The organism is Flavihumibacter sp. CACIAM 22H1, assembly GCF_001601815.1.
Lineage (GTDB): Bacteria > Bacteroidota > Bacteroidia > Chitinophagales > Chitinophagaceae > Flavihumibacter.
This window is the reverse complement of sequence record NZ_LUKG01000098.1, coordinates 4,686-14,302: the sequence shown is the minus strand read 5'-3', so window position 1 is coordinate 14,302 and position 9,617 is coordinate 4,686. Positions and strand designations below refer to the sequence as shown.

10 protein-coding genes are annotated in these 9,617 nt (G+C 42.6%); 3 read left to right on the top strand and 7 right to left on the bottom strand.

The features are described 5' to 3' along the window. The 4 genes from A1D16_RS19235 to A1D16_RS19220 form a co-directional block, all read right to left on the bottom strand. Positions 1 to 240 (bottom strand): rhodanese-like domain-containing protein (locus A1D16_RS19235; protein ID WP_290712546.1); only part of this gene is annotated, 240 nt, incomplete at its 3' end. Continuing rightward, entirely contained in the window at positions 237 to 764 is a 528-nt protein-coding gene (locus tag A1D16_RS19230; RefSeq protein WP_290712544.1) for a YkgJ family cysteine cluster protein, read from the bottom strand. The genes A1D16_RS19230 and A1D16_RS19235, both read right to left, overlap by 4 nt. Then, complete coding sequence (locus A1D16_RS19225; protein WP_290712542.1) at positions 757 to 1,026, bottom strand: hypothetical protein; 270 nt, start codon at positions 1,024 to 1,026, stop codon at positions 757 to 759. Before A1D16_RS19225 ends, A1D16_RS19230 begins: the two co-directional genes overlap by 8 nt. Positions 1,027 to 1,066: 40 nt before the next feature. Beyond that, positions 1,067 to 1,333, bottom strand: coding sequence for a hypothetical protein (locus tag A1D16_RS19220; RefSeq protein WP_290712540.1), 267 nt, complete (start codon positions 1,331 to 1,333; stop codon positions 1,067 to 1,069). 356 nt (positions 1,334 to 1,689) lie between these two features. Between A1D16_RS19220 and A1D16_RS19215 the strand changes: the two genes are divergently transcribed. The 3 genes from A1D16_RS19215 to A1D16_RS19205 all read left to right on the top strand — a co-directional run bounded on the left by A1D16_RS19215 (position 1,690) and on the right by A1D16_RS19205 (position 7,034). Continuing rightward, positions 1,690 to 3,585: a DNA topoisomerase IV subunit B gene (locus A1D16_RS19215; protein WP_290712538.1), complete on the top strand. Its 1,896-nt coding sequence runs from the start codon at positions 1,690 to 1,692 to the stop codon at positions 3,583 to 3,585. Between the two features lie 10 nt (positions 3,586 to 3,595). Further along, complete coding sequence (locus A1D16_RS19210) at positions 3,596 to 4,408, top strand: DUF1835 domain-containing protein (RefSeq protein ID WP_290712536.1); 813 nt, start codon at positions 3,596 to 3,598, stop codon at positions 4,406 to 4,408. A gap of 106 nt (positions 4,409 to 4,514) precedes the next feature. Then, a complete protein-coding gene (locus A1D16_RS19205; RefSeq protein ID WP_290712535.1) occupies positions 4,515 to 7,034 on the top strand; it encodes a DNA gyrase/topoisomerase IV subunit A in 2,520 nt (839 codons plus the stop codon). A gap of 55 nt (positions 7,035 to 7,089) precedes the next feature. On the opposite strand, the gene A1D16_RS19200 is transcribed toward A1D16_RS19205, so the two are convergent. The 3 genes from A1D16_RS19200 to accD all read right to left on the bottom strand — a co-directional run bounded on the left by A1D16_RS19200 (position 7,090) and on the right by accD (position 9,493). After that, positions 7,090 to 8,058: a hypothetical protein gene (locus A1D16_RS19200; protein WP_290712533.1), complete on the bottom strand. Its 969-nt coding sequence runs from the start codon at positions 8,056 to 8,058 to the stop codon at positions 7,090 to 7,092. A gap of 68 nt (positions 8,059 to 8,126) precedes the next feature. Then, on the bottom strand, positions 8,127 to 8,561 hold the full coding sequence (gene smpB, locus A1D16_RS19195; protein WP_290712530.1) for an SsrA-binding protein SmpB: 435 nt from the start codon (positions 8,559 to 8,561) through the stop codon (positions 8,127 to 8,129). A 17-nt stretch (positions 8,562 to 8,578) separates the two neighbouring features. Next, positions 8,579 to 9,493 carry an acetyl-CoA carboxylase, carboxyltransferase subunit beta gene (gene accD, locus A1D16_RS19190; protein ID WP_290712528.1) on the bottom strand — a complete coding sequence of 305 codons (915 nt, stop codon included), beginning with the start codon at positions 9,491 to 9,493 and terminating at the stop codon, positions 8,579 to 8,581. Between the last annotated feature and the right edge of the window lie 124 nt (positions 9,494 to 9,617).

Here is a 9,617-nt window from a genome sequence, read left to right as displayed (position 1 = left end):
ATCCAGGTGTTTGGTTCGATCTGTAAACTCCTTTTTATTTAGCCAATCTGCCTGCAATGCTCCTTTTAAATAACCGGCTCTAAATTCTTCCGCAGTACGAACGTCTAATACTTGAATATTTCCGCCCGGTTCAATCAATTTTAAAAATTCAGCAGGACGTACAGATTTTTCGGACTGACCACTCAGGGTACAACTTCCACCGAATAACGCTACGGCCAAAAAAAACAACCATTTTTTCATATAGCAAGATTAGTATTCGTTCTAAAATCAGTAATTCCTTTCAACTCCTCCACTACATAATACACAATCGGGCACCGCCCATAATGCATCAAAATACCAAATAACCGATCTCTAAAACCATCCTTGTGTAAATGCGGAAATTCCCGGCATTCAGCAAAGCGGTTTTCATAAATCGTACACTTATTCTGTTCCAGGAAATGACAGGGAATGGTATTGATGATTAATTGCCCACCCAAACTTTCTTCCAGATGCGACTGCTTTAGCTCTGCCAGGCTTAGCCCGGTCCGATCAGCCAACGCAACAGCTTCCTCCTGGCTTACATTAATCAACAAACTCCTGCAACAATTGCCACAGGCAGTACAATCTACAGCACTCGAAATCCGCTGGTTAAGGGCCTGAACAGTAGTATCCAGGTCTTGGTCCAGGGAACGAAGATAGCTACGGAACTGTTCGTTTTCCGCAACCAAGCGCTCCGATTCTTCCGCAATAAAACCCAGGTCAATCGGGTAGGTCAGCTTATTCATCCTCTTCCTCCCAATCTTCTTCTTCTTCCTCCTCATCATACAACGATAAAATAGCGGAGGCACTTTCATAGTCAAGTTCCTCCACGATCTCCTCGATGGAATCGGTTCGCTTTTTCCAAAAATCTTCCTCTACCTGTCCAAAGCTTCTTAACAGTATGCATTTATCTGTTAAGGCTAAAACGGAGACCATTTCAATATCCGTGTCTTGTGCATCTTTTAACAGGTAAAAATTACCTGGTTGCAAATCAGCATAGGTTGCCATATTCTAATTTTAAAGGGTCTGTTTACCGTACAAAGCAGGCTTATTCCTCCCCATCCTCATAATATGCATCCTCACTACTATAATAGGCCGTCTGCCATTCTTTTACTTTTTCATCACTTAATAACTCCAGGATCTCATAAATAACATCCTGTTTTTTTCTCCATTCGGTTGTTTCTGTTTCCCCAAACCTGGTAATAAACAAACAATAGTCCGTGTCCAAATTCACCTTGATCAGCGAAATGGGCCCCTCTTCTTGCTCCTGGATCAGGTAATAACAACTCGTCTCCAATAAGGAATAGTTATACATACACTTCAATTTTTCAACAGTTAAACTAAAATAACGGGTTGTAAATCAGCACTTAATGGATTAGTATGGGCCGGATGGTTAAGGCTTTGCAAGAGGGTTAGTAATTCGGTGCAAAAGCTTGTTAACCGGTGCGGGAAATCAAAAATAAGATTAATCCCGGAGCTGTACAACCCTGCAGATGAACAGCCGTAAATTTAATTAAGCCTTAATCGATTCAACTTGAAAATCAATTACTTGACTATTTTTTGGGGTTATCCACAGGGGTGCAGAAAGCCGCTGCGGCAAGATGGCGCTACTTTTTTATATTTGCCCGCTTGAGCAGCAATTTACCGGCTGCAGGTAAAAAAGGAAAGACTATGGCAGAAGCTAATAAAACTGGATTTGAGTATACCGAAGATTCAATCAGAAGTCTCGACTGGCGAGAACATATCCGGCTAAGACCCGGCATGTATATCGGCAAACTGGGAGATGGAAGTAGTGCAGACGATGGCGTTTACGTCCTTATTAAAGAGGTCATCGATAACTGTATCGATGAACATACCATGGGTTACGGAAAACAGATTGAAATAACCATCAAAGACAAAGCCGTAACCATACGCGATTATGGCCGCGGAATTCCACTGGGAAAAGTGGTAGATGTTGTAAGCAAAATCAATACCGGCGCCAAGTACGATTCCAAAGCCTTTCAGAAAAGCGTGGGCTTAAACGGGGTGGGTACCAAAGCAGTGAATGCCCTCAGCACCTATTTTAAAGTAACGGCTTTTCGGGAAGGAAAAGAAAAAACGGCAGAATTTGCCAGAGGTATTCTCACCAAAGAACACAAAGAAACCGCTACCCAGCAAAACAATGGTACCCTGGTATATTTTTTACCCGATGATACGGTATTTCGTAATTACCACTTTCAGGAAGAATACATAGAAAACCTGTTATGGAATTATTGCTACCTGAATGCAGGCCTGGTCATTCATTTTAACGGTAAAAAATTTGTCAGTAAAAACGGGTTGCTCGATTTATTGCAGCGCCGAACGAACGAAGATGAACTTCGTTATCCGATCATTCACCTAAAAGGAGAAGATATTGAAGTAGCAATTTCCCATAACAATGATTATGGCGAGGAACTTTTCAGTTTTGTGAACGGGCAATTTACCACCCAGGGTGGTACCCACCAGCAAGCATTTCGGGAAGCCTATGTAAAAGTTATCCGTGATTTTTTTAAGAAAGATTACGAAGCCGCCGATATCCGGGCCAGCATTGCCGCGGCCATCTCCGTAAGAGTGGTTGAGCCTGTATTTGAATCCCAAACAAAAACCAAACTGGGGTCGCAATACGTAGAGGAGGGAGGCCAATCCATGAAAAACTTTGTATTGGAATTCCTTTCCAAGGAGCTGGACAATTACCTCCATAAACACAGTGCCACTGCAGATGCCCTTAAGAAAAGGATTGAACAAAGTGAACGCGAGCGGAAGGAACTGGCCGGCATTAAAAAATTAGCCAATGAGCGGGCTAAAAAAGCCAATCTGCACAACAAAAAATTACGCGATTGCCGGTATCATTACAATGAAGAACCAACCGGTAAAGACAAGGAAGCCGTTGCACAAAAACAACGGGAGAGTACCATCTTTATTACCGAAGGAGACTCGGCCAGTGGCTCCATTACCAAAGCCAGAAATGTGGAAACACAGGCAGTCTTCAGTTTGCGAGGAAAACCATTGAACTGTTTTGGCTTAACCAAAAAAGTGGTGTATGAAAACGAGGAATTCAACCTGCTGCAACATGCCTTGAATGTGGAAGAAGGGGTAGAACACCTGCGCTATAATAATATTGTAATCGCCACTGATGCCGATGTAGATGGCATGCATATCCGCCTTTTGCTGATGACTTTTTTCCTGCAGTTTTTTCCTGACCTGGTAAAAAACGGGCATGTTTATATTCTGGAAACGCCTTTGTTCCGGGTGCGTAATAAACAGGAAACCATTTATTGTTACGATGAAACAGAAAAACAGGCCGCTATGAAAAAACTGGGCGCAAAGCCCGAAATTACCCGATTCAAAGGGTTAGGAGAGATTTCACCCGACGAATTTGCCCGGTTTATCGGGGATGATATGCGCAAACAACCCGTACTGGTAATGCCAGAAACGCATATTCAGCAGGTACTGGAATATTATATGGGAAAAAATACCCCACAGCGCCAGGATTTTATTATTGATAACCTGAAAATAGAAGTTGACCTGGCAGAAGAAACCCTGAACTAATAAATGGATTATGATTCACCTTGTTTTTAATGAACCGGATATAGAAGTTTTGAAGCAGGCCATTGCGTTGGATGAAAGCCTGCAAGGCGAAGTAGTACTTATCAGAGATGATTATGCAGTAGGCCCCATACAGGATATTTACAAAGGAGAAGGACGTGAAATCAGGCAAAACTGGTGGAAAGAAGTACTGGCCGGCGGAGATTATGAAGGCAAGGTTGCTACTGGAGAAGTGGATGATTACAAAACGGTTGCCGAGTTGGTGGGTAGCCTTCGAAGAAATACGGAAGAACTGGTATGGATCTGGGCCGCACAAAATAAACACGACGTTTCGGGCTATTATTGGCTCTTACATTTTGTGAAAGAATTTCAGGGCAGAATTTTTATTCTTTACCTGAATAACCTGCCTTTCCTGAACGAAAAAGGACAGTTGTTTTATCCCACCTGGTTAAGTACCATTCCTCCCAAAGAATTCCTGAAAGCTAAAAAGCTGGCCCGCCCAATTACCCTCAGTGAATTTGAGGTGGATCCGGATGAATGGCTTAAACTGGCAAGCGAAAACAAAGGGGTTCGGATACTGGAAGGCGGTAAAAAATTATCCCAGTTTACATATGACTACTACGACAAAGACCTGGTAAAATTTGCGAGCGCCGACTGGCAGAAAGCCAGTAAAGTCATCCATCAGTTCCTGAGTAAAAATAAACAAACCACCGGAGATGCCTACCTGCTTTGGCGGTTAAAATACCTGGTAACAACTGGTCAATTACTGGCGCAGGGCGAATTAAAGAATATGAAAGATTTTGAAATAAAGCTGCCGGACCAGTAAACCCAAGTTGAAACCGGCCGCCCCCGAACAATGCGGCCCCCCTGGTTTTTTCAGGATCCGGAAGGAATTCCATCAGAACTGTACGAACAAAAAATAAGAACGGAAGATGTCGAAAGGGAAACAAAACGAAACTTACCTGCAGGATACCGGCGTACAGGGACAGTATAAAAACTGGTTCCTGGATTATGCCTCCTATGTGATCCTGGAAAGGGCCGTGCCAGCTATTGAAGACGGATTAAAACCCGTGCAGCGAAGAATCCTCCACGCCATGAAAGAAATGGACGATGGGCGTTTCAACAAAGTGGCTAATATTATCGGTCAAAGCATGCAATACCACCCCCATGGTGATGCCAGTATAGGTGATGCGCTGGTTAACATGGGGCAGAAAGATCTGTTGATTGAAACCCAGGGTAACTGGGGCGATGTACGAACCGGCGACGATGCTGCTGCCGCCCGTTATATAGAAGCCCGCTTAAGTAAGTTTGCCCTGGAAGTTGCCTTCAATGCCAAAACCACGGAATGGCAGTTAAGTTATGATGGCAGGAAAAATGAGCCGGTGGTGCTTCCTATGAAGTTTCCGCTGCTGCTGGCGCAGGGTGCGGAAGGCATTGCAGTAGGGTTGTCTACTAAAATTTTACCCCATAATTTCTGCGAACTGATTGATGCCTCGATTAAATACCTGAAAGGTAAAAAATTCGAGATCTTTCCCGATTTTCAGACTGGTGGCATGGCCGATGTTACCAATTATAACGAAGGCAAAAGAGGAGGAAAAATTCGTGTACGGGCTCTTATAGAAGAGCTTGATAAAAAAACGCTGCTCATTAAAAGTGTTCCTTACGGAATAACTACCTCCGGGTTAATTGATTCCATTATTAAGGCCAATGACCAGGGAAAGATCAAGATCAAAAAGGTAACGGATAATACCGCTGCGGAAGTGGAGGTGCAGGTTGACCTGGCGCCAGGCATATCGCCGGATATTACCATTGATGCACTGTATGCATTTACTGATTGTGAAATCAGTATTTCGCCAAATGCCTGTGTTATTGTAGACCAGAAACCAAGATTCCTGAGTGTGCATGAATTATTGGCTACCGCTACAGATAATACGCGGGAGTTGCTTCGAAAGGAACTTACCATAAAACTGAGTGAATTACAGGAAAAATGGCATTATACTTCTTTGGAAAAAATCTTCTTTGAAGAGAAAATCTATAAGGAGTTGGAAAAAAAGCACGAAACCTGGGATAAGGTACTGGAAGCAATAGACAAAGGATTTCAACCCTTCAAAAAACAACTTAAAAGGGCCATTTCCAGGGAAGACATTATCAAACTCACCGAAAAACCGGTACGCAGAATTTACCGCCTTGATATTGATGAACTGAACAACCAGATCAAAGGGTTGGAAGCAGATATTAAACAGGTGCAATATGACCTCGAACACCTCACTGAATTTGCCATTGCTTACTTTGAGAACCTGTTAAAGAAGTTTGGAAAAGGCAGGGAACGAAAAACAGAAATCAAACCTTTTGAAGCCATTCAGGCCAAACAGGTAGCTATTGCCAATACTAAACTATATGTAAACTGGGCAGACGGATTTATAGGTACCTCACTCAAAAAAGATGAGCTTGTTTTTGAATGCTCAGACCTGGATGATATCATTGTTTTTACGCGGCGGGGAATCATGAAAGTTGTACGGGTAGGCGAAAAAGTCTATATCGGAAAAGACATTATTCATGTGGCTGTTTTTCAGAAAAATGATGAACGTACCACCTATAACATGATCTATGCAGATGGAAATACCGGAACCAGTTTTGCCAAACGTTTCAATGTAACCGGTATTACGCGTGATAAAGAGTACGATCTTACCAAGGGAACAGACAAAAGCAAAGTCCATTATTTTACCGCTAATGCCAATGGCGAAGCGGAAGTTGTAACTATTGTATTAAGCCCGAATTGCCCGGCCAGAAATAAGTCCTTTGAGTTCTATTTCGAAGAGCTTGAGATCAAGGGGAGGGGAGCCATTGGAAACCAGGTATCCAAATACCCGATTAAATCGGTTAAATTGAAAGAAGCCGGAAAATCTACCCTAAGCGCCATCAAGCTTTGGTTCGATGATAAGTTTGGCAGGTTGAATACAGAAGCTAAGGGGCAATACCTGGGCAATTTTGATGGGTCTGAAAAGCTGGTCGTAATTTACCAGGATGGAAATTATGAATTGACCGACCTGGAAATGACCCAACGCTTTGATCCTGAAAAAATACTTTTAGTAGAAAAATTTAACCCTGAAAAAATCATTACAGCGGTTTATCTCGATAATGAGAAGCTTCAATTTAATATCAAGCGGTTTAAAATTGAAACCTCCACTTTGCAGAGTAAGTTTTTATTTATTAAAGAAGGCAAGGGTAACCGGCTGGAAGCAGTAACCACCCAGGCCAAGCCTATACTGCTGCTACATACCGGCCGAGGAACACAAGCAAGAACACAAAAAATTAAGGTGGCCGACTTTATTGATGTAATGGGATGGAAAGCCGTCGGAAATAAACTGGCTGATTTCACCAAAAGCACTGAAATAGAGTGGGAGCCCGTGGTTAAAGAGGAAGAAGGCCCGCAGGGAAATCTTTTTTCTTAACCGGCCAAATGCCTGAATAAATTAAAAAACCCGCGTACTACGCGGGTTTTTTAATTTATTTTTTCGTCCTCTTCCTTATCCTGACCGACCCATTCTGTTGCAGGTTACTCGACAGGAACACTTCCTGCGGGGTATCGCCATCATAAACAACCATCAGGGCTGTATTGGGTGGGATACGACCCAGGTTCTCCGCAAACATGGCCAGGTCATGGAATTCCTTAGAAGGATCCAGCTTAATATAAATAGTAGTGGCTTTGGCGGATATCATTTGTTTTTCCAGTACAGGCGTACCGTTCAGGAAAACGGAAATACTATCCCCATCAATATCACCATTGTCATAGAAACTGACGCGTATTGAGTCTGATTGTACCTGCAATTCAGAGGTTACAATAGTTTGTCTTTGTTTAAAACGGGAAGTTAGCGAGTTGGCATCCAGGCTGGGGCCTTTTACCGTTTCCCTTTCCAACCCGGGCAGGTTGGTAGCCCTTCTTATCTCCGGGCCATCTTCATCATCCATAACAATTACATCTTCCACAGAAGGCTGCCATACCTTTTTTGCCAGTCCTTCATTAATTACCGAATCCTCCTGTACCAGGGAATCCAGCGAAAACAATACCCTTAATTCTGGACAGGTATATTTATACTTACCATCCGATAAAAAATTGCCGCGTACAAAACTTCCTACTTTGGATACCCGAAGTGTACCTTCAAAACTCATATTACAGGTTACCCCGTCAATAGAATTTTCCTTATAGAAAACAACCGGTATGTCCGGTATGCTAACCTGCCGGGTTTTAGGATCGTAGGTTCCTTTAATATAAAAGCTTTGATAACCATTCCGGAAATAATACCCGAAAATGCCTTCAACTTTATTGCCTTTTTGTTTGATGATTAGCTGCGTGAGATAATTATTAAACGTGCCATCAAGCACAACATCCGCTTTACCATACCAACTCCCGGCCAGTGTCTGGGCCTTGGTTTGCAAGGTAAAAAACAGGAAGGATATCAGAATAATTCGGTGCATAGGGACAAATTAAAGAAAAAACAACTTAATAATGGACTTTTACTATAGGATATTTTACATACAATAAATTACTTCAAATACCGTTTTATGTCGCGCTCAACCTCCCTTTTCATGATCGTCTGACGTTTATCGTGCAATTTTTTTCCCTTTCCCAGCCCTATTTCAATTTTAGCCAGGTTTTTCTCGTTAAAGAAAATTTTAAGCGGCACTATACTATATCCTTTCTCTTTAATTTTTCCTTCCAGTTTGCGTAACTCCTTCTTTTTCAATAATAATTTTCGTTCCTGGGTGGGTTCATGGCGTTGGGTAGTGCCAAAGGCATATTCTGAGATATGCATGTTCTTGACATACAATTCACCTTTATGAAACTGGCAATACGCATCATTAAAGCTAACTTTTCCATTCCGGATAGCTTTAACTTCTGTTCCTACCAGTACCATTCCAGCCACATAGGTGGTTTCAAAAAAATACTCATGAAAAGCCGACCTGTTCCTCAGTTCCACATCTACTCCCTTCTTTATTAATGATTGAACAGGATGAGCAGGGTGCTCAGGCGTTCTTTCAGGTGTTTACGATCTATAATAAAATCCAGGAAACCATGTTCTAAAAGGAATTCACTGCGCTGAAATCCTTCCGGCAGGTCTTTTTTAATGGTTTCCTTAATCACTCTTGGTCCGGCAAATCCGATCAGAGCCCCTGGTTCCGCAATATTAAGGTCTCCCAACATTCCAAAGGACGCCGAAATTCCCCCAAAGGAGGGGTCCGTCAGGAAGGATATATAGGGAATACCGGCATCGGTCATTTGAGACAGTTTTCCGGAAACTTTTGCCAGCTGCATCAGGGAAAATGCACTCTCCATCATTCGCGCGCCGCCCGATTTACAGATGATCATAAGCGGAATCTTATGCTCCAGGCAATGATCAACCGCCCTGGCAATACGTTCGCCCATTACACTTCCCAGCGAGCCGCCAATAAATTCAAAATCCATACAGGCAATTACCATTTGCTGGTTATGTACCTTTCCTGTTGCTACCCGAATGGAATCGGTAATATCCGTTTTGCTCCAGATTTCCTGTAATCTTTTTTCATAAGGTTTGAGATCCGTAAAGCCTAAAAAGTCTTTGGAACGGATATTCTCAAACAACACCTCAGCCGTACCCTGGTCAAATATGATCTCGAAATATTCGTCGCTTCCGATACGATGGTGATAATTACACTTGGGACAAACGAACAGTTGTTCCCTGAGTTCGTTCATGGTACAAATAAAGTTACACTCCGGACATTTTGTCCATAATCCCTCCGGAGTTTCTTTTTTCTCCGCTGTACTGGTCAGAATGCCTTTTTTGATACGCTTGAACCAACTCGATTTTGTTTCTTCTGATTGACCCTCTTCACCGGCCAGATTTGCATCAAAATCTTCTTCGTGTTGTGCCATGCTCCGTTTGATTTGGCGGCTAAGATAAGAAACCTGAACTTATTATTTTCTATCTGCCTTAAACGTTGCAAGCTATCGGGCATAGAAGGATGCGGTATGTTTTTATCCATATTGTTCAGAAGCT

Coding starts and splice junctions, on each gene's coding strand:
- A1D16_RS19230 (WP_290712544.1), bottom strand. CDS start 764: ATGAATAAGCTGACCTACCCGATTGACCTGGGTTTTATTGCGGAAGAA.
- A1D16_RS19225 (WP_290712542.1), bottom strand. CDS start 1,026: ATGGCAACCTATGCTGATTTGCAACCAGGTAATTTTTACCTGTTAAAA.
- A1D16_RS19220 (WP_290712540.1), bottom strand. CDS start 1,333: ATGTATAACTATTCCTTATTGGAGACGAGTTGTTATTACCTGATCCAG.
- A1D16_RS19215 (WP_290712538.1), top strand. CDS start 1,690: ATGGCAGAAGCTAATAAAACTGGATTTGAGTATACCGAAGATTCAATC.
- A1D16_RS19210 (WP_290712536.1), top strand. CDS start 3,596: ATGATTCACCTTGTTTTTAATGAACCGGATATAGAAGTTTTGAAGCAG.
- A1D16_RS19205 (WP_290712535.1), top strand. CDS start 4,515: ATGTCGAAAGGGAAACAAAACGAAACTTACCTGCAGGATACCGGCGTA.
- A1D16_RS19200 (WP_290712533.1), bottom strand. CDS start 8,058: ATGCACCGAATTATTCTGATATCCTTCCTGTTTTTTACCTTGCAAACC.
- accD (WP_290712528.1), bottom strand. CDS start 9,493: ATGGCACAACACGAAGAAGATTTTGATGCAAATCTGGCCGGTGAAGAG.